The 18,543-nt window shown below is 57.4% G+C and carries 19 protein-coding genes; 11 read left to right on the top strand and 8 right to left on the bottom strand.

Translation table 11 applies throughout. The features are described from left to right. Positions 1–53 precede the first annotated feature (53 nt). Together MDHKLMBL_RS16700 and MDHKLMBL_RS16695 are read left to right on the top strand one after the other, a co-directional pair. On the top strand, positions 54–1,175 hold the full coding sequence (locus tag MDHKLMBL_RS16700) for a PilT/PilU family type 4a pilus ATPase (protein ID WP_008174191.1): 1,122 nt from the start codon (positions 54–56) through the stop codon (positions 1,173–1,175). A 119-nt stretch (positions 1,176–1,294) separates the two neighbouring features. Then, a complete protein-coding gene (locus tag MDHKLMBL_RS16695) occupies positions 1,295–2,698 on the top strand; it encodes an OmpP1/FadL family transporter (protein WP_490401406.1) in 1,404 nt (467 codons plus the stop codon). Positions 2,699–2,729: 31 nt separating this feature from the next. On the opposite strand, the gene MDHKLMBL_RS16690 is transcribed toward MDHKLMBL_RS16695, so the two are convergent. Beyond that, positions 2,730–3,104: a hypothetical protein gene (locus MDHKLMBL_RS16690; protein ID WP_008174194.1), complete on the bottom strand. Its 375-nt coding sequence runs from the start codon at positions 3,102–3,104 to the stop codon at positions 2,730–2,732. A gap of 233 nt (positions 3,105–3,337) precedes the next feature. Then, positions 3,338–6,070: a DNA polymerase I gene (polA, locus tag MDHKLMBL_RS16685; RefSeq protein WP_104271531.1), complete on the bottom strand. Its 2,733-nt coding sequence runs from the start codon at positions 6,068–6,070 to the stop codon at positions 3,338–3,340. 87 nt (positions 6,071–6,157) lie between these two features. Between polA and MDHKLMBL_RS16680 the strand changes: the two genes are divergently transcribed. Continuing rightward, entirely contained in the window at positions 6,158–6,496 is a 339-nt protein-coding gene (locus tag MDHKLMBL_RS16680; RefSeq protein WP_008174197.1) for a DUF2782 domain-containing protein, read from the top strand. Positions 6,497–6,503: 7 nt separating this feature from the next. Here MDHKLMBL_RS16680 and MDHKLMBL_RS16675 read toward each other — a convergent pair whose 3' ends face one another. After that, positions 6,504–6,983, bottom strand: a complete 480-nt coding sequence (locus tag MDHKLMBL_RS16675) for a fibronectin type III domain-containing protein (RefSeq protein WP_227507713.1) — start codon at positions 6,981–6,983, stop codon at positions 6,504–6,506. A 279-nt stretch (positions 6,984–7,262) separates the two neighbouring features. Between MDHKLMBL_RS16675 and MDHKLMBL_RS16670 the strand changes: the two genes are divergently transcribed. Then, positions 7,263–7,685: a hypothetical protein gene (locus MDHKLMBL_RS16670; RefSeq protein ID WP_014575893.1), complete on the top strand. Its 423-nt coding sequence runs from the start codon at positions 7,263–7,265 to the stop codon at positions 7,683–7,685. Positions 7,686–7,782: 97 nt separating this feature from the next. On the opposite strand, the gene MDHKLMBL_RS16665 is transcribed toward MDHKLMBL_RS16670, so the two are convergent. Both MDHKLMBL_RS16665 and pyrE read right to left on the bottom strand, forming a co-directional pair. Next, positions 7,783–8,436, bottom strand: a complete 654-nt coding sequence (locus tag MDHKLMBL_RS16665) for a DUF4124 domain-containing protein (RefSeq protein WP_104271529.1) — start codon at positions 8,434–8,436, stop codon at positions 7,783–7,785. A gap of 3 nt (positions 8,437–8,439) precedes the next feature. Continuing rightward, complete coding sequence (pyrE, locus tag MDHKLMBL_RS16660; RefSeq protein WP_008174208.1) at positions 8,440–9,078, bottom strand: orotate phosphoribosyltransferase; 639 nt, start codon at positions 9,076–9,078, stop codon at positions 8,440–8,442. Between the two features lie 81 nt (positions 9,079–9,159). On the opposite strand from pyrE, the gene MDHKLMBL_RS16655 reads away from it, so the two are divergent. Further along, positions 9,160–9,966, top strand: coding sequence for an exodeoxyribonuclease III (locus tag MDHKLMBL_RS16655; RefSeq protein WP_008174210.1), 807 nt, complete (start codon positions 9,160–9,162; stop codon positions 9,964–9,966). Between the two features lie 150 nt (positions 9,967–10,116). On the opposite strand, the gene rph is transcribed toward MDHKLMBL_RS16655, so the two are convergent. Then, on the bottom strand, positions 10,117–10,833 hold the full coding sequence (rph, locus tag MDHKLMBL_RS16650) for a ribonuclease PH (protein ID WP_092033172.1): 717 nt from the start codon (positions 10,831–10,833) through the stop codon (positions 10,117–10,119). 168 nt (positions 10,834–11,001) lie between these two features. Here rph and MDHKLMBL_RS16645 point away from each other — a divergent pair, with 168 nt between their 5' ends. Beyond that, on the top strand, positions 11,002–11,868 hold the full coding sequence (locus MDHKLMBL_RS16645; RefSeq protein WP_053114218.1) for a YicC/YloC family endoribonuclease: 867 nt from the start codon (positions 11,002–11,004) through the stop codon (positions 11,866–11,868). 21 nt (positions 11,869–11,889) lie between these two features. On the opposite strand, the gene MDHKLMBL_RS16640 is transcribed toward MDHKLMBL_RS16645, so the two are convergent. After that, positions 11,890–12,711, bottom strand: a complete 822-nt coding sequence (locus tag MDHKLMBL_RS16640) for an RluA family pseudouridine synthase (protein WP_008169597.1) — start codon at positions 12,709–12,711, stop codon at positions 11,890–11,892. A gap of 148 nt (positions 12,712–12,859) precedes the next feature. On the opposite strand from MDHKLMBL_RS16640, the gene gmk reads away from it, so the two are divergent. The 4 genes from gmk (at position 12,860) to MDHKLMBL_RS16620 (ending at position 16,571) form a co-directional block, all read left to right on the top strand. Further along, positions 12,860–13,492, top strand: a complete 633-nt coding sequence (gene gmk, locus MDHKLMBL_RS16635; RefSeq protein WP_008169596.1) for a guanylate kinase — start codon at positions 12,860–12,862, stop codon at positions 13,490–13,492. Between the two features lie 86 nt (positions 13,493–13,578). Then, the gene (gene rpoZ, locus MDHKLMBL_RS16630) at positions 13,579–13,791 is read left to right on the top strand and encodes a DNA-directed RNA polymerase subunit omega (RefSeq protein WP_008169593.1); all 213 of its coding nucleotides are present in this window, start codon (positions 13,579–13,581) and stop codon (positions 13,789–13,791) included. A gap of 173 nt (positions 13,792–13,964) precedes the next feature. Continuing rightward, a complete protein-coding gene (locus MDHKLMBL_RS16625; RefSeq protein ID WP_053114221.1) occupies positions 13,965–16,106 on the top strand; it encodes a RelA/SpoT family protein in 2,142 nt (713 codons plus the stop codon). A gap of 78 nt (positions 16,107–16,184) precedes the next feature. Continuing rightward, positions 16,185–16,571: a RidA family protein gene (locus tag MDHKLMBL_RS16620; RefSeq protein WP_008169589.1), complete on the top strand. Its 387-nt coding sequence runs from the start codon at positions 16,185–16,187 to the stop codon at positions 16,569–16,571. A gap of 61 nt (positions 16,572–16,632) precedes the next feature. Here the strand turns inward: MDHKLMBL_RS16620 and MDHKLMBL_RS16615 are convergent, their stop codons facing one another. After that, a complete protein-coding gene (locus MDHKLMBL_RS16615) occupies positions 16,633–17,499 on the bottom strand; it encodes an NAD-dependent epimerase/dehydratase family protein (protein ID WP_104271527.1) in 867 nt (288 codons plus the stop codon). Between the two features lie 76 nt (positions 17,500–17,575). On the opposite strand from MDHKLMBL_RS16615, the gene MDHKLMBL_RS16610 reads away from it, so the two are divergent. Next, positions 17,576–18,535: a hydrogen peroxide-inducible genes activator gene (locus tag MDHKLMBL_RS16610; protein WP_008169585.1), complete on the top strand. Its 960-nt coding sequence runs from the start codon at positions 17,576–17,578 to the stop codon at positions 18,533–18,535. The last annotated feature ends 8 nt before the right edge of the window (positions 18,536–18,543 follow it).

Here is an 18,543-nt window from a genome sequence, read left to right as displayed (position 1 = left end):
AGGTTCCTGGTGCCTGGAAGTCAGGCACCAAACAAAGAAGACTGGGTACAAAAATGGAATTCGAAAAACTGTTACGGCTGATGGTGGAGAAGGGCGGTTCGGACCTGTTTATTACAGCGGGTGTGCCGCCGAGTATGAAGGTGAACGGGAAGGTTCTACCGGTCACCAAGAACGCGTTGACGCCGGAGCAGACCAGGGAGTTCGTTTACGGCGCCATGAACGACAAGCAGCGCGCCGAATTCGAGGAAACCCATGAGTGTAACTTCGCTATCAGTGCCCGTGGCATTGGCCGTTTCCGTGTTTCTGCCTTTTTCCAGCGCAACCTGTGCGGGATGGTGCTGCGTCGGATCGAGGTAAAGATCCCGCAAATCGATGATCTGTCGTTGCCGGAGGTAATCAAGGAACTGGCCATGACCAAGCGTGGCCTGATCATGTTCGTGGGCGCTACCGGTACCGGCAAGTCTACGTCCCTTGCGGCCATGCTCGGGCATCGTAACCGCAACAGCCGTGGCCACATCATTTCCATCGAAGACCCGATCGAATTCGTGCACCAGCATCAGGGTTGTATCGTCACCCAGCGCGAGGTGGGTATCGACACCGAGAGCTTCGAAGTGGCGCTGAAGAACACGCTGCGTCAGGCGCCCGACGTGATCCTGATCGGTGAGGTGCGTACCCGGCAGACCATGGAATATTCCGTGCAATTCGCCGAGACCGGTCACCTGTGTCTGGCCACCCTGCACGCCAACAACGCGAACCAGGCGCTGGACCGGATTATCCAGTTCTTCCCTCCGGAACAGCATAACCAGATCTGGATGGACCTGTCCCTGAACCTCAAGGCCATTGTGGCCCAGCAGCTAGTGCCAACGCCGGACGGCAAGGGCCGGAAGGCGGTTATCGAGGTGCTGATCAATACCCCGCTGGTGTCGGACCTGATCCGGAAGGGCGAGGTACACCGGCTGAAAGAGCTGATGTCCAAATCCAACGAATCCGGCATGCAGACCTTTGATCAGGCGCTTTATCAGCTCTATGCAGAAGGGTCGATTACCTACGAGGACGCCCTGGCTCATGCCGATTCTGCCAACGACCTGCGTCTGATGATCAAGCTGGGGGCGGATGCCCAGGGGGCCGATAAACTGTCTTCCTCGGTTGATAAGCTTTCAATCCAGGATGACTGACGGCTGGATCATAATTAGACTTTGGTCGTAGAAAGTTAGCGCCCCAAACCGTTAGGAATGGCATTTGAGGCCAGTAAGGGGTGGTGCGTATACTCCGAGCGATTCAACAAGGAGATACCATGCAACACCGATCTTCAATGCTTACACGAGCTGTACGTTTTACCACCCTCGCGGCGCTCGCCGCACCAGCCAGCGCGCTGGCAGGCGGCTTTTCCCTGAATGAGCAGAGCGCCAGCGCCATGGGCACCGCCAACGCAGGCGCCGCTGCCAACCCCGAAAATGCGACCACCGTTCTTTTTAACCCCGCCGGTATGAGCCAGTTGTCGGGCACAAATATTTCGTTTGGTGCTGCGGTTCTGGATATTGATGCTGAGGCCAAGGAAAGTAGTATCCGGACCTCCAGAAACAATCCCTCGGTGCCTGTAAGCCCGGCCAGTAGCGGAGGGGATATTGCAGACCCTGCGGTGCTGCCGAATTTTTATCTAAGTCATGAAATCAACGAGTCGATAGATGTAGGTTTTGGAATCCATGCGCCCTATGGTTTGGCGGCGGATTACGATAACGACTTTGCAGGGCGTTTTTTCGCTGACAAGACAGAGCTCACGGCGATCGCATTCACGCCCTCGGTTTCTCTTAACAATGGCCAGGGCCTGTCAATGGGTGTTGGTTTGAATGTCCTATACGCGGAAGGACGCTTGAGCCGCTACCAGGACATCAGTGCTCAAGTAGGGACAGCGGCGCTTGCACTTGAGGAGCCTTATGCGGATGCAGAGGGTGACGATGTTGGCATGACGTTCCGTGTTGGCTTTCTTTATGAGCTGACCAGCGCTACTCAGATTGGCCTCACGCTTCAGACGGGTACGGAACTCGAGCTGGAGGGTGACCTGGAAATCTCTGGCATAACCAATCCGTCCAACCCGATGGGGCCGACGCTGTCCGCCTCAGAGAGTATCAAGGTGCCTCTTGCGATTCCTGAGAGCGCGACCCTGGGGCTTCGTCACAGCCTTACCGATAACGTTACTCTTCTGGCTGGAGCAACTTACGCTCGTTGGAGCCGATTCGAGGAGCTTGATATCGTCAGCACCGAAGCTGGTGGTGCCGTTAGTGGTGCGCCGCAAGAAGGCGCTGTGATTTCTCATGTTACCGAACAATGGGAAAACAGCTGGCAGATCAACGCTGGTGCTATCTGGCAGGCTTCGCCTGAATGGGCGTTTAAAGCCGGATATGCCTGGGATGAGTCGCCCGTGAATCAGTATGTTACCGCCCGAATTCCCTCCAGTGATCGTCACTGGCTGACTCTCGGTGCCCAATGGGCTGACGCCCAAAGTGGCTGGACGGTCGACGTAGCGGTTGGAACGCTCTTGTTCACGGACGATCCACGAGTCAACGATCGGAATTACCAGCATGAAAACCCGAGCGAGATCGCGCAACTGGCGCCTGGTGTCGAGGATCCAAGCCTTTACGCTGCTGAGTACGATCTGAGCGCCTGGAGCGCTGCGTTCGAAGTAAGCAAGTCCTTCTAAAATCCGGAGAATCTGGCCGGCTGAAGGCCGGTCAGCCAACCACCTGGCCACGGTAGATGACTTTTTTCTTCCGTGGCGGGTCGATCTGTCCCTCCTCGTCCTGTTCCGCTGATGCGGGCGGAGCATCGGCAATGACCTGGCCTCTGTAGTTACGCTTGAGGCCGTCATCTTCTTCCTCGGGCTCAATATTGAGCTGCGGAACCCGTTCTTTGAGGGTCTCCCAAACACGAGTCAGCTGACTGGAGCGGGTTTTCCGCGCGTAATCGGCCAGTTGTTGTTCCAGATGCTCTTCCGTGAGGTGCAGTTTGACGCCGAATTCCGTGTGAATCAGGCGGCGGCACTGGTGAACCAGTTTCAGCACGCTGGGGTCCAGCAGCCAGCTACGTTCAGATGCCAGAGAAGTCATGGTATGAGCCTCGGAGATGGGTGTCACAACATGGCGCAGCCCGGAGTGTCTGATGGGGCGGCGCCGACTCTGGAATCGTAGCGAATATCGTGCCGTAAAGGCGATAGAATCGGCCGGCCTTGGCACCTCCGCGGCCTGGCGGCAAGCCGCGAAAGCTGAGGGCAGGTTCAGTGCTTGCAAGTATGAGCGTTTTCGGTGCGTGCAAGGGCGTCCATGCCCTGTTTTTGGGAGCGTCAGTGAGCCTCATCCCAGTTGTCGCCGACGCCGGCTTCCACCAGCAGGGGAACGTCCAGCTCGGCCGCTGCCGACATACGCTTCTCAAGTCCTGATCGGATCTTGTCGAGTGCCGATTCTTTGACCTCAAGAATCAGTTCATCGTGCACCTGCATGGTCATGCGAGCTTCATCGGCGTGCTCTTTGAGCAGCCAGTTCTCTACATCCACCATGGCCCGCTTGATGATATCCGCGGCAGTACCCTGCATCGGGGCGTTGATAGCGGTTCGCTCCGCAGCCTGCTGCAGTTGTTTGTTGCGGGCGTTTATCTCTGGCAGGTACAGGCGCCGGCCGAAGAGCGTCTCCACAAAACCGTCGTCATGGGCCTGTTTGCGGATGTTGTCCATGTATTTAAGAACGCCGGGATAGCGTTCGAAATAACGATCGATGTATTCCTGGGCGAGTTTGCGCTCAACGTCGAGTTGCCGGGAAAGGCCAAAGGCGGACATGCCGTAGATCAGGCCGAAGTTGATGGCCTTGGCGCTCCGACGCTGGTCTGAGGACACATCGTCAAGGCTGACCCCGAATACTTCCGATGCCGTTGCCTTGTGAATGTCTTCGCCCTTCTCAAACGCTTTGAGCAGCCCTTTGTCTCCCGAGAGATGGGCCATGATCCGAAGCTCGATCTGAGAGTAGTCGGCAGCGACGAGCTTGTATCCCTCGGGCGCTATAAAGGCCTGCCTTATACGGCGTCCCTGTTCGCTCCTGATGGGGATATTCTGCAGGTTGGGTTCCGACGAGGACAGTCGACCGGTAGCAGTGACAGCCTGATGGTAGGACGTGTGTACCCGGCCGGTACGATGGTGAATCAGCTCCGGCAGCGTGTCGGTGTAGGTCGACTTCAGCTTGCTCAGGCTTCGGTGCTCAAGAATCAGACGCGGCAGTTCGTGTTCGTGGGCGAGTTCCTGAAGCACCGGCTCCGCTGTTGACGGCGCGCCCTTTGGGGTTTTCTTGATGACCGGCAGCCCCATCTTGTCGTAGAAGATCGCCTGCAGCTGCTTGGTGGAGCCCAGGTTGAAGGTTTCCCCGGCCACTTCATGGGCCTCTTTTTCCAGCTCCGCCATGCGCTCCGCCAGTTCCTGGCTGTGCTGGCGCAGAGTACTCGCGCTGATGAGGGTGCCACGCTGCTCCATTCGCGACAGTACCGGCACCAGGGGTAAATCGATATCTTCGTACACAGCGGCCAGTTTTCCGGTCTCTTTCAGCTTCGGTCGCAGGGTCTGGTGCAGGCGCAGGGTAATGTCCGCATCTTCGGCGGCGTAGGGCGCCGCTTTTTCAAGGTCAATCTGGTTGAAAGTGAGCTGTTTCGCGCCTTTCCCCGCAATGGACTCAAAGCTGGTGGTCTTCTCGCCGAGGTAGTACATGGCGAGGCTGTCCATATCGTGCCGCGTGGCCACAGAGTTCAGAACGTAGGATTCCAGCATGGTGTCTTCGGCAATGCCCTCCAGGGTAATGCCGTGGTTGGCCAGTACGTTTTTGTCGTACTTCAGATTCTGGCCGACCTTTGCCACGTCGGGGTTCTCCAGCAGTGGTTTAAGCTGGTCCAGCACCTGATCACGGTCCAGCTGCTCGGGCGCGCCCATATAGTCGTGCCCCAGCGGGACATAGGCGGCTTCGCCCGGCTTTACGGCAAAGGAGACACCGACGATTTCGGCGTCCATGTAGCGAAGGCTGGTGGTCTCTGTGTCGAAGGCAAACAGCTCCGCCGCCCCAAGGCGCTCCATCCACTGATCCAGTTCTTTCTGGTCGGTGATGATGCTGTAGTCTTTTTCGCCGGTTTCCGGTTTGGGGTTTTCATCGCCGGCTCTGGCATTGCTGGAAGAGGAACTTTCGTCCTCTTCGAGTTCGGCGATCCAGCTTCGGAATTCATACTCCCTGAACAGCTCAAGCAATTGCTGGTCGTCCTGCTCCCGGAGTTTCAGGTCTTCCAGGCCAAAATCCAGTTCCACGTCGGTGCGGATGGTCGCCAGTTCACGGCTCAGGGGCAGGGTCTCCGTTGCGTCCCGCAGGTATTCACCGATCTTGCCTTTGATATCGTCGGCGTGTTCGATGACGTTGTCCAGGTTGTCGTAGCTCTGAAGCCATTTGACCGCGGTCTTCGGTCCGCACTTGTTGACGCCGGGGATGTTGTCCACCTTATCGCCCACCAGGGCCAGGTAATCGACAATCTGCTCCGGAGTAACGCCGAATTTCTCCACCACGCCGTCCCGGTCCATCCGGGTCTCGGTCATGGTGTTAATCAGCGTAACGTGATCGCTGACCAGCTGCGCCATGTCCTTGTCGCCGGTGGAGACCACCACATCGATGCCTTTGCTGGTTGCTTCGTTGGCAAGGGTGCCGATCACGTCGTCGGCCTCAACGCCTGTCACCGTTAGCAGCGGCAGCCCCATGGCCTTTACGATCTCGTGAATAGGCTCGATCTGGCAGGCGAGATCCTCCGGCATGGGAGGTCGGTTGGCCTTGTACTCTTCATAGAGATCGTGCCGGAAGGTTTTGCCCTTGGCGTCGAACACCACCACCATCTTGGACCCGGGAAAATCCTGCTCCAGGCGGCGGAGCATGCTGATCACGCCTTTAATGGCTCCTGTCGGATGATCCTTGCTTGTGGTGAGCGGTGGAAGTGCATGATAAGCACGGAAAAGATAGGACGATCCGTCCACAAGAACCACAGGTGGTGTGTTTTTGCTGGTCATGTCAAAACAGGTCCGGAATCTGATTGAAGCGTGGGTTGGCTTATGCAACTCTGTACTGAAATCGATGGACGAAAGGGTATCACGAAAATGAAACGAATCGCCTGCCCGGCTTTGTTGCTCGCCTGTCTGCCTTTGGCTGCTCTGGCCCAGGAAGAAGGCGCTCTGGATGAGACGCCGGTGACAACTCCCGACGAGCCAGTGGTGATCTCGGATTACCAGCCTGCAAGCCAGGGCCCCGAGATTGTTATTCGCCCGGGTGAGCAGGAAGTGTTCTATGAATACCGGGTCAACGGACAGCTGATGGAAATCAAGGTTGTACCGGAAGTCGGACCGGAGTATTACCTGGTGCCGGCGGATGGCGGCGGTTGGATCCGGGAAACCGAGTCCGACATGTTGGTGCCTAGCTGGGTGATTTTCCGCTGGTAAACCTCAGTCAGATCAGATCGACGTTGACCGGAGTTGAGCGCCGGCTCTCCAACCCCTGAATATCCACGGTGGTGATGGCGAACTCGTAAGCGCCTGGCGCCATCTCCGCCAGAGAGAGTCTTGTGGTTGCAGGACTCTCAATGTGGATAACCTTGAAGTTGTCCTGGTGTCTGAACCGATAGTAGACCCTGAATTCCGCAATCTCTCCAAGTGCCAGTGACGAGCCGTCCTCACGGGTCAGTGGAGCTGTCCATGTCAACTCCTTCGGCTCAGTGGCTGTATATCCGGTTTCCCGAGTCTGCCCAAGTGTGGTCATGAGCCCGTCGGTCGCCTTGTTCAGCCGCGAATTTGCGATTTCACTGGCCCTGTCAGAGCTGGTGCTGACGGCGCGGGAATCTTCCTGGCAGGCAGCAAGGAGGAAAGAGGCGGCAATCACTGGTAAAAGAAATATGAAGAAATGCGGTTGTCGGGTTTTGCTGGTGGTCATGGTTACTCGCATACGGGCCTGATCGAGGCCTTTGGTGATTAAGCGTATGGAGCCTGAATAAAACGGGGAGACGGGCTTCTGTGAAAGCACGGCATTATGCCAGCCGGGTTTTCAGGATCAAGTGAATAATCCGTAAAAGCCCTTATTCGTTCACTTCCTGCTTTTAGTATGAACATTCTAATTTTAAGGCGTAACTTGGGTGGTGAGATTGAAGTAAGGCCTTCGTTGCACTGGTTTCGACAGGGCCTTGGAACTTTCAGGAAACCAAGGGGATTTATCATGGGTAAACTCAAGTCTTATCAGGAACAGCTCCAGGAAATCGTGGACAAGGGTATCAACGCCGCTGAAGAGCAGCAGAAGAAGCTGGCTTCCAAGCCGTTCGATTACGCCGAGAAGCTCGAGTCTGAAGCGCGCGAGTACAGCGTGAAGACCCTGCGCAAGCGTTACAACGGCTACAGCGATAGCCTGTTCGATCAGCTGCGCAACCTGAACAGCCGTTTTGGCAGCTTTGCTGGTGACCTGGTCGCCAAGCTGGAAAAAGAAGCAGCCGAAGGCGCTGATGCAGTTGCAGAAGCCGCGGAAGATGTGTCTGACGCTGCGAAGGATGCGAAAAAAACGGTTGAGCCGAAGAAGACGGCTGCACGCAAGACCACTGCGCGCAAGACCACTTCCACTGCCAAGAAGAGCACTGCATCCGCCTGAATTGTGGATAGCACCTCATCGGTAGGTGAGTGAAATGAAAAAGCCACCGGCTAACACCGGTGGCTTTTTTTTTGGTCTCGGAAATTTCAGTGCAGAATCAGTTGTCGGTCTTGGTGTGATCCAGTGGCAGAGTTCGTGCCTCGCCGGTAACTTCTTCCAGGCGTTCGATGTCGTCCTCAAAAGCCTTTCGTAGTTCGTCGATTTCCTGGGTCTGTGAGGCAATTTCCCGCTCAATGTCGCGAATCTGGGCCTCCAGCCGCCGGATCTTCTCCAGCGTGCCCTCGGGAATCTCGCGACCGGCCCGCTCCATGTTGGCGGCCCGACTCTGTTCGTTATCCAGCTGGCTCGATATCACCGATATATTGCCGCGCTTGAGCTGGATAAGACCCTCTAGCTCGCGGATTTTCCGGTGCATGGCTTTCACGGCCTGATCCGGATGGCTGAAGCGTTTCAGCAGCGCGCGGTCTTGCTCGCGCTGTTCTGCGAGTTCCTTCTGGCGCTGTTTTTCCGCTTCCCGGGCAGCAATTTCTTCTTCGGTTGGTGCCGGTGGAATGGTTTCGATCACGCGGCCATTGTTGCTCAGGATGTCATAGCCCCGCTTGGTGGCTTCCTGGGGGATGGTGCTGCTGATTACGATCTGGCCGTTCTCATCCGTGTAACGGTACATATTGGCAGCCGCCTGGGCAGAAAACCCCAGGGCAAGCGCCAGCGCCGTTGTTTTAACAGACAGTGCGGTCAGACGATTGGCCATCAATCAGACTCCGTAACGATCCCGATAACTGGCTACCTTTTCGGCATGCCCGGCAAACTCCGGGTTGGCTTTAAGATAGTCCAAAACCTGCTCGAGACGAATAATGCTCACCACCGGAATGCCGAATTCCTTTTCCACTTCCTGGATGGCAGACAGTTCGCCGTTGCCTTTTTCCTGGCGATCCAGAGCAATCAGCACGCCTGCAGGTTCAGCCCCGGCGGCCCGGATGATATCGATGGATTCCCGGATCGCGGTACCGGCGGTGATCACATCATCGACAATCAGTACTTTGCCCTGCAACGGTGCGCCAACAATGTTGCCGCCCTCACCATGATCTTTCTTTTCCTTACGATTAAACGCAAAGGGTTTGCTGTTACCGTCTGTAGCCAGCGCCATTGCTGTGACGGTGGCCAACGGAATGCCCTTATAGGCAGGGCCGAAAATAATGTCATAATCCAGGCCGCTGCGCGCGATCGCGGCGGCATAGGCCTTGCTTAACTGAAGCAGGTCGTCCCCGGTATTGAAAAGTCCAGCATTGAAGAAGTAGGGGCTGGTTCGGCCCGACTTGAGCGTGAACTCACCAAAGCGTAGTACATTCCGGCGGATGGCAAATTCGATAAATTTTTGCTGATAGTCGTGCATGACAAGGCTTCTGGCGGGTGTTGATCTTTAATTAGCTCGTAAAAACGGTATCATACACACAAACCGAATCAGGGAACACGTATGAGGGTAGTGTCAATCAGCGTCAATGGCCTCGCCCAGGCTGTTGAAAAAGGTTTTTTCGACTGGCTGGCGGAGCAGGACGCTGACGTGGTCTGCGTTCAGGACCATCGCATGCGGGCCTACGAGATTGAGGACTATAACCTGATTCCGGAAGGTTACGAGGCCTACTTTATTGATGGCGAAAAGAATGAAGATGGCGGTGTCGGCATATACACCCGTCATTTCCCGAAGGCCATCATGTATGGATTTGCCAACGAACAGGCCGATCGGGAAGGCCGGTTCATTCAGGCCGATTTTGACAAGGTCTCGGTTGCCTGCGTCCTGGCGCCCTGTGCGCTGGGTCGTGAGGACGAGCTGATTGGCGAGGACGACCTGACGGTTCTCGACCACAAGGACGAATTCATGGAGTCCTTCGGTCTGCACATGCAAAAGACCCTTCGTAAGCGCCGTCAGTTCATCTTCTGCGCCAACCTGCAGACTGCCCATCACGTAACCGACGCCAGCCCGCTGTACCACAAACTGGATTTCTCCGGTTTCCTGCCCCACGAGCGTGCCTGGTTGGATCGTCTGTTCGATGAGATGGGCTGCGTTGACGGCTTCCGGGAGATCAACAAGCAGAGCAATCAGTTCACCTGGTGGCCCGAGCAGGCCGAGGGTTCCCGCAAGAATGCCGGCATCCGGGTGGATTACCAGCTGCTGACACCAGGAATCCGCAAGACCATCGAAGATGGCTGGATTGACGACTCAACCCGCTTCTCTGATCACGCCCCGGTGATCATGGATTACGACATCGAAATCGGCTTCTGAGGCGAGATCTTACCGGAATAGTAGCGGGTTCGGAGGGGGAAGCCTTTCCGGGACCGTCTCCGGCCAGGGAAGGCCGGAGACGAGCGCACATGGATGTGCTTGTAGCGTGTCCCGGAAAGGTTTCCCCCTCCGGACACGCGGGCAACAAACTTAATCTGCCAGCGCCGCCTTCTGAATCTCAAACAACTGCTCAATACCCTGTTTGGCCAGAGTCAGCATGCTGTCCAGTTCTGACTGGTCGAACGGTGCACCTTCCGCAGTCCCCTGAATCTCAATGAAACCGCCCCGGTCCGTCATGATGACGTTCATGTCGGTTTCGGCCTCGGAGTCTTCCGGGTAGTCCAGATCCACCACCGGGGTGCCTTTGTAAACACCGACTGAAAGCGCGGCGACCATCTGCTTGAGCGGAGATTTCTTGAGGCGCTTGTCAGCAACCAGGTGGTTCAGGGCATCAACCAGTGCCACGCAGCCGCCGGTGATGGCTGCGGTGCGGGTGCCGCCATCGGCCTGGATGACATCGCAGTCAATGGTGATGGAGTGTTCACCGAGAGCGGTCAGATCCACCGCTGCACGCAGGGAGCGGCCAATCAGGCGCTGGATTTCGACGGTCCGGCCACCCTGCTTGCCGCGGGCAGCTTCACGGCCCATTCGGCTGCCGGTAGAGCGGGGCAGCATGCCGTATTCGGCGGTGATCCAGCCCTTGCCTTCACCCCTCAGAAACGGAGGGACCTTGTTTTCGACGGAGGCAGTGCAGATGACTTTTGTGTCCCCGAATTCCACCAGCACAGAGCCTTCGGCGTGACGGGTGTAGTTGCGGGTGATTCGAACATCTCTGGGTTGTTCGGGCGTTCTGCCGCTTGGACGCATAGTTTTTCCTGAAGTCAGTTTTGAATGTCCGGGAGCGAGTCCCGGGCGAACGTTTGTCGAAAAGGCCGGTCAGTATATCACGTTGGGGTTGGCCTTTTGTCCGGTTCGCCGTTGCTGTTAAGAGCCTGTTAAACTTCATCAATACAACACTATCGAAGCGGAGCTGACATGATCCGAAGTATGACTGCATTTGCCCGCAAGGACGTCCAGGGAGACTGGGGAACGTTGACCTGTGAAATCCGGACCGTGAATCACCGGTATCTCGAACCCTCCTTCCGCCTGCCGGAAGCGTTCCGTGAGCTGGAGAACCGGTTCCGGGAGGAACTGAGAAAGCAGTTGAAGCGGGGCAAGGTGGATGTCTCCATGCGCTTGCAGTCGGCAGAGAAAGGCTCGCAAAGTTTCGAGATCAGCGAAGACATGGCCCAGGCGGTGAATGAGGCGGCCAACCACATCAACCGGATTCTGGATAATCCGGCCCACATCAATGCCCTGGACATACTCAGGTGGCCGGGCGTGCTGTCAGTGCCGGAACAGGATTATAGCCCTGCAAAAGAGGCTGCCGTCGGACTGTTCGAGCAAACCGTGGCCGAACTTGCATCGGTGCGCGAGCGGGAGGGGGAGCGCCTGCGGCCACTGTTCGAAGATCGCCTGAAAACCATGGGTGATCTCGTTGCCGACGTCCGTAGGCGTATGCCGGAATTGCTCGAGGCGCAGGAGAAAGCGCTGCGAGATCGGTTCGAAAAAGCCAAAGTGGAACTGGATGCCGAGCGGGTTGCCCAGGAGATGGTGATGCTGGCTCAGAAAAGCGATGTGGCCGAGGAGCTGGACCGGCTGGATGCCCATATCGGTGAGGTGTCCGATACTCTGAAAAGCGAAGATGCCATTGGCCGGCGGCTGGATTTTCTCATGCAGGAGCTCAATCGAGAGGCCAACACCCTGAGCAGCAAGAGCATTGATGCCGGCGTTACCCGTACTGCAGTGGATCTCAAGGTTCTGATCGAACAGATGCGAGAGCAGGTGCAGAATCTGGAATAAGCCGGATCTCTACGCCGGTGGTCAATTCAGTGTGAGGTCGCTCAGTTCCGCCGACAGTTCGAACGTCATCTTGCGCTTGTTCAGGGGGCAGTCGAATTCCAGGTAAAAGGCGAGGAGCTGCAAGGGTACGCCGGCCGGTCGCCCGTAAAGGCGATCACCGATGATCGGATGGCCGAGGCCCGCCAGATGCCGGCGAATCTGGTGTTTTCGTCCGGTTTCGATACTGATTTCCAACAGTGAAGTTTCCCCGGTTTCGTCCAGCTCGAGCGTTGAGACACGGCTGACGGCCGCCTTGCCCTCGACGGGCGCATCAACGAGCTGCTCCCGAGCGTCGATGAGGCCGGCCACTCGCGCCTTGTAGTGTTTGGTCATGGTCCGCCCCGAAAAACACTGGGAAAGGGCGCCGGCCGCTTTCGAGTCATGGGCGATCAGCATCAGCCCGGCAGCGTCGGCGTCGAGCCTGTGGATCAGATGGCATGGTTGCTCAAGCTGGATTTCGGCCAGGCGAAGCAAACTGCAGTGGTCGCCCCACTGGGAGCCCTGGGCCAGTAGCCCATGAGGTTTGAACCAGACGGTGTAGCGCCCCGCATTCTCCAGGAGAATCGGCTTTTCCGGTTTCCTCTCAAGCACCTTCTCGTCGTAGTAAAGCTGTAGTCGGATACCCGGTTTCAGCTCCTTTGTGGCACGGCGTAGCCGAAGGCGTTTGCCTTTGTGAGTCCACCAGCAGGCGCCTTTGGTCATGGCGTCCTTGATTTTCTGACGCGAAAGCCCGGGGGCCGCCTCGCTCAGGGCGTCGATGGCTTTGCCTGGCTGCTTCACGGTGATGTCGATGGTGGTTCGCATGGGTTCTTGCAGTCGCTGAACAGTGGATAGGCAAATGGTATCAGCTGACGCCCTTGTGGGGTGCGGTGTTTTGCCAAAGTCCGTATAATTCCGTGCTTTACTGGCCGGAATACGCGGCCGCCGTGTCCAGGTTTGGAGTTCTCGGGTTATGAGTCAGGCAGTTGAGCAGGGTACTCTGTACGTTATCTCCGCGCCATCCGGTGCCGGCAAGACCAGCCTTGTGGCGGAAATGCTCCGCAATGACGAGAAGCTCGGTGTTTCCGTCTCGCACACGACCCGCTCGATGCGGGAGGGCGAACAGAACGGGGTGAACTATCACTTTGTCAGCCGGACCGTGTTCGAGGCGATGATTGGCGAGGGCGACTTTCTGGAGCACGCCGATGTCTTCGGCAATTACTACGGCACTTCCCAGGCATGGGTTCGGGAAACTCTGGCAACAGGCCAGGATGTGATCCTGGAGATCGACTGGCAGGGTGCCGCTCAGGTGCGACGGCTTATTCCCGAGTGTGTCAGTATTTTCATCGTGCCACCCTCTCCGGAAGTGCTGCGCGACCGACTGGTCGGGCGTGGCACCGATGCGCCGGAGATAGTGGAGCGGCGCCTGGCCGAGGCTGAGGAAGAGTGCCGTCACGCAGTGGAGTTCGACTTTCTGGTGGTCAATGACGACTTCGAAGCGGCCCTCGGAGATCTGCTCGCGATTGTCCGGGCCCAGCGCCTTCGCATGGAAGTGCAGCAGCCAAGGCATCGAGCGTTGCTGGCGGGATTGTCCGGCCCGGCGTGATACGGGGTTTTCCTATATACAAATTGAACCGGCCACAGTAAACTGTGCGGTCTGCTGAAACAGTCATTTTATGAGTCGGGGAAGTTATGGCACGAGTTACCGTTGAAGATTGTCTGGAAAACGTTGATAACCGCTTCCAGCTGGTAATGCTGGCAACCAAGCGTGCCCGTCAGCTCGCTACCAAGGGTGCCGAGCCGATGGTGGCTGAAGAAAATGATAAGCCCACGGTTATCGCTCTGCGCGAGATTGCCGAAGGCAAGATTACTCGTGATCTCCTCAAGGAAGAAGACGACGAGTGACCCAGCTGCGGAGCCAGGTATATAAGTATCTGTCCGCAAGCGAGAAGCATTGAAATCTGTCCCCGCGGTTTTATAGTGTAGCTATAGAACGTTGCTGGAAGGACTCTGGAAGGACCCGGATGCGTGCATTCGGGTTTTTTTGTCCCTGAATTTCATGAAGTCGTGGAGGCGCGGTGTCGGCAGAGGCTACGGTTGAAGGACTGGCTCGAGAGCTAAGTTCCTATCTGGATACCACTCGCATCAATCAGGTGCGACGCGCCTATTATTATGCCGAGCAGGCCCATGAGGGCCAGATGCGTAAGAGCGGCGACCGGTACATTACTCACCCCCTGGCTGTCGCCCATATTCTCGCCGATCTCCGTCTGGATCATCAGAGCCTGATGGCGGCGATGCTTCACGATGTGATCGAAGACACCGGCATTCCCAAGGATGCCCTGGCGGAGCAGTTCGGCGACGATGTTGCGGAACTGGTGGATGGCGTCAGCAAGCTTACCCAGATCGAATTCCGGTCCCGGGCGGAAGCCCAGGCTGAAAACTTCCAGAAGATGACTCTGGCCATGGCCAGAGATATTCGGGTCATTCTGGTGAAGCTGGCGGACCGCCTTCACAATATGCGCACCCTGGGCCCCATGCCCTATGAGAAGCGCCAGCGCATTGCCACCGAGACCCTCGATATCTACGCCCCCATCGCGAACCGCCTGGGTATGCACTCGATCTGCACCGAGCTCGAGGATCTGGGGTTTACCTCGCTGTATCCGATGCGTTCGAGATACATTTCAAAAGCGGTGGACAAGCTCAGGGGCAGCCACCGCGAAATCATCGAGGATATTCGTGGCAAATTGCAGGAGAAGCTTGAAGAGCGCGGCCTGCCGGGGCGGATTCTGGGCCGGGAAAAGCACTTGAACAGCATCTACAACAAGATGAAGTTCAAGCAGAAATCCTTCCATGAAATCATGGACGTTTACGCGTTCCGGATCATCACCGATACCGAAGACGACTGCTACCGGATCCTTGGTGCCGTACACAGCCTCTACAAACCCCTCCCGGGCCGCTTCAAGGACTACATAGCCATGCCCAAGGCCAATGGCTACCAGTCCATCCACACCACTCTGTTCGGGATGCATGTGAACATCGAGATCCAGATCCGTACCGAGGAGATGGAGCATATCGCCAATAACGGGATTGCGGCGCACTGGATGTATAAGAATGAACCCAGCAGCGTGACCAGCGCCAACCAGGCCCGGGTCGACCGCTGGGTGAAGGGGCTGATGGAAATGCGGGAACGGGCCGATGACTCTATGGAGTTTATCGAGCATGTAAAGGTAGACCTGTTCCCGGACGAGATATACGTTTTCACCCCGAAAGGCCGCATCATGGAGTTGCCAAGCGGGGCAACGCCAGTAGACTTTGCCTATGCCATCCACACGGACATCGGCAACGCCACCGTAGCCTGTCGAATCAACCGCAACCTGGGTTCCCTCAGCCAGCCTCTGCAGAGTGGCCAGACCGTGGAAATCATCACTGCGCCCGGCGCCCGCCCCAACCCGGCCTGGCTCAGTTTCGTGGTGACCGGCAAGGCCCGGAGCAGTATCCGGCACGTGCTCAAGAGCCAGAAGCGCGCGGAATCGCTGGAGCTCGGTCGCACCCTGCTGAAGAAATCCCTGAAAGGGTTTGGTGCGAAACTTTCCGAGATCAGCGACGCCCAGAAGCAAGCCGTGGTGAACCACAATCAGGTGAACAGTTTTGATGATCTGATCAGTGACATCGGGCTCGGCAACCGGATGGCCTATCTGGTGGCTCGTCAGCTCGCGAGCGGCTCAGAGGTTGCCGAAGCCATTGAGGCTCCCAGGGATATCGAGGGTGGCAATCATAGCCCGGTGACCATTCGTGGCACGGAAGGCCTTCTGGTCCGGTTCGCCAGCTGTTGCAAACCGATTCCGGGAGACCCGGTGGTTGGGGTGATGGATTCCGGCAAAGGTATGGTGATTCATTCCGATACCTGCTCCCGGTTGCCCGAGGACGATGAGGGGCGGGCTCGCCTCACGCATCTTAAATGGGCCAAGGACATTACCGACGAATTTTCCGTGGAGCTCCGGGTAGAGCTGGAGCGCCAGCGCGGTGTGATTGCCGAGATGGCCAATGCGGTTGCCATGGCGGACGGCAACATCGAGCGCATTAACGTGGAAGAGCAGAACGCCCGCTTTGGCGTTGTCAGTCTAGTGGTACACGTTAATGGTCGCCGGCACCTGGCCCGGGTGATGCGCCGGATCCGCAACATTCGTGCGATTACCCACATCAGCCGTGTGCGGCACTGACCCCGACCAAAGCCCGGTTGACAGGCGCGCCACGCAAGGGCGAGGATTGGCGTTTTGGAAGAGAGGAAACCAAGGGTCATGACCAACAAATCCGTAATTCAGACCGAGAATGCGCCCCAGGCGATCGGCACATACTCCCAGGCGGTAAAGGCAGGGGATACCGTGTACCTGTCTGGCCAGATTCCGCTGGTGCCGGAAACCATGGAAGTGGTCGCCGGCGATTTCTCTGCCAAGACCCGGCAGGTATTCGATAACCTCAAGGCCGTTTGCGAGGCCGCCGGTGGCGAGCTGAAGGACATTGTGAAACTGAACATCTACATGACAGACCTGGCCAATTTCGCCACGGTCAACGAGATCATGGCCACCTATTTCCAGGAACCGTATCCGGCCCGAGCGGCGGTAGGTGTCGCGGCGCTGCCCAAGGGAGTGCCCATTGAAATGGAAGCGGTGATGGTGCTCAGCTAAGACCTGAAAACACCTGAATTGAGAAAAGGCGGCCTTGGCCGCCTTTTTTAATGCCGAAGGCTCACCCCTGATCAATCATGTCGCGGTAGCCGGCACGGAAATCCGGGTAGCGGAACTGGAAGCCGGTGTCCAGCAGTCGCTTGTTGCTGCAGCGTTTGCTCCCGGCCCGGCCACCTTTCCGGGCATCAGGCTGCGGATCGGCGCAGGGCGTTTGCTGCCGCACCCAATCTACTACCTCATCAAGTCTTACCGGCTCGCAATCGCTGGCAAGGTAGCAGGTCTCCAGTGACGCTCCCGAAAGTGCCAGCTTCACAAGGTGGGCAGCCGCCTCCGCTGCATCCTCCTCGTGAATCCGGTTACTGAACGGTGCTGGCTTCGCCGGATTCATGCGCCCCTCCTGTACCTCCTCGAGAAAACGACGCCGTGAAGGCCCGTAAATGCCGCTGTATCGAATGATTGTCGCCGGATGGCCGCTTTCCAATGCGGTCTGTTCACCGGCCAGGACCTGCTGGCCGCTGAACCGGGCCGGTTCTGTGGGGCTGGATTCATCCACCCAGCTGTCGTCATCCTGTGAATAGACACTGCTGCTGCTCACAAAGAACAGGTGCTTCAGAGACTGACTGCCGAGGGCCGTCAACAAATTTTCCAGGCCAGTCACGTAGGCATCGCGATAGCCCTGCTGGTCGTAGCTGGAGGGCGTCAGGCAATAGAGGATGATATCGAGATCAGCAGGAAGTTTGCGGGCCAGGGTCTCAGGCCTGGTCAGATCGGCGCCAATGCCGTGAACGCCCTCGGGAACAAGCCCGGGATTTCGCCGCAGGCCAAACACGGTGGCCGAGGTTGTCAGCCGGCTGGCAATGGCGCCACCGAGTTTGCCGCAACCGGCAACGAGAATTCGGGGCGTCTTACGACGTTCAGTGATTGCCATAGACAATTTCAATCCTTATGCTTTACCTCATAAATTCGTGAAACTTCGACCCGCATCTATCTGACCGGAGCTCACCATGACTCTCACCGAGTTACGATACGTCGTTACGCTGGCCCGCGAAAGGCATTTTGGCCGGGCTGCAGAGCGTTGCCATGTCAGCCAGCCAACGCTCAGTGTTGCTGTGAAAAAGCTGGAAGACGAGCTCGGTATCCCTCTATTCGAGCGAAGCAAAAGCAGCATCCGCGTGACCGAAACCGGTCTGCGCATCATCGAGCAGGCCCAGCGGGTGCTCGATCAGGTCGGCCTAATCAAAGACATGGCTCAGGATGGCAAGAACCAGCTCAATTCGCCTCTGAAGGTCGGTGCGATCTACACCATCGGTCCCTATCTGTTCCCGCACCTGCTCCCCGAATTGAGGCGGGCGGCCCCGGAAATGCCGCTCTATATCGAAGAGAACTATACCGCCAACCTGAGGCAGAAACTCCGGCAGTCTGAGCTGGATGCCATTATTATTGCCCTGCCGTTCGAGGAGCCGGAAGTGGTTACCCTGCCGCTCTATGACGAACCGTTCGTTGTGTTGCTGCCCGCGGGACATCCGCTGGCCAGCAAGGAGCAGTTGACTGCCGACGAGCTGGCCAAGGAGCAATTGCTATTGCTCGGGCCCGGACACTGTTTCCGGGATCAGGTTCTGGAATCCTGCCCCCCCCTGGTAGAAGCCGTAACCCACCGGGCAAACAACGGCTCACCGGCGCTGGTGACCGAAGGCAGTTCTCTGGAAACCATTCGCCATATGGTCGCTTCCGGCCTGGGCATCACAGTTTTACCACTCTCGGCGGCCACCGCCATGCAGTACCACGAGGACATTCTGGCCGTTCGACCGTTTGCGTCCCCGGTGCCGTTCCGCACGGTGGCTCTGGCCTGGCGGGTCACGTTCCCGCGGCCCAAGGCTATTGATGTGCTCTCCCTGGCTGCCAGCCAGTGCCGGGTAATCGAAAAGGCGAAAACAGACACACCGGTTGTGGCCGAAAGCGCCTGAGCCTGACT

The sequence above is a fragment of the Marinobacter flavimaris genome, from assembly GCF_002933295.1.
GTDB classification, from domain to species: Bacteria; Pseudomonadota; Gammaproteobacteria; order Pseudomonadales; family Oleiphilaceae; genus Marinobacter; species Marinobacter flavimaris.
Note: the sequence above shows the minus strand (reverse complement) of the source record. Positions and strands in the feature narration are given on the sequence as shown.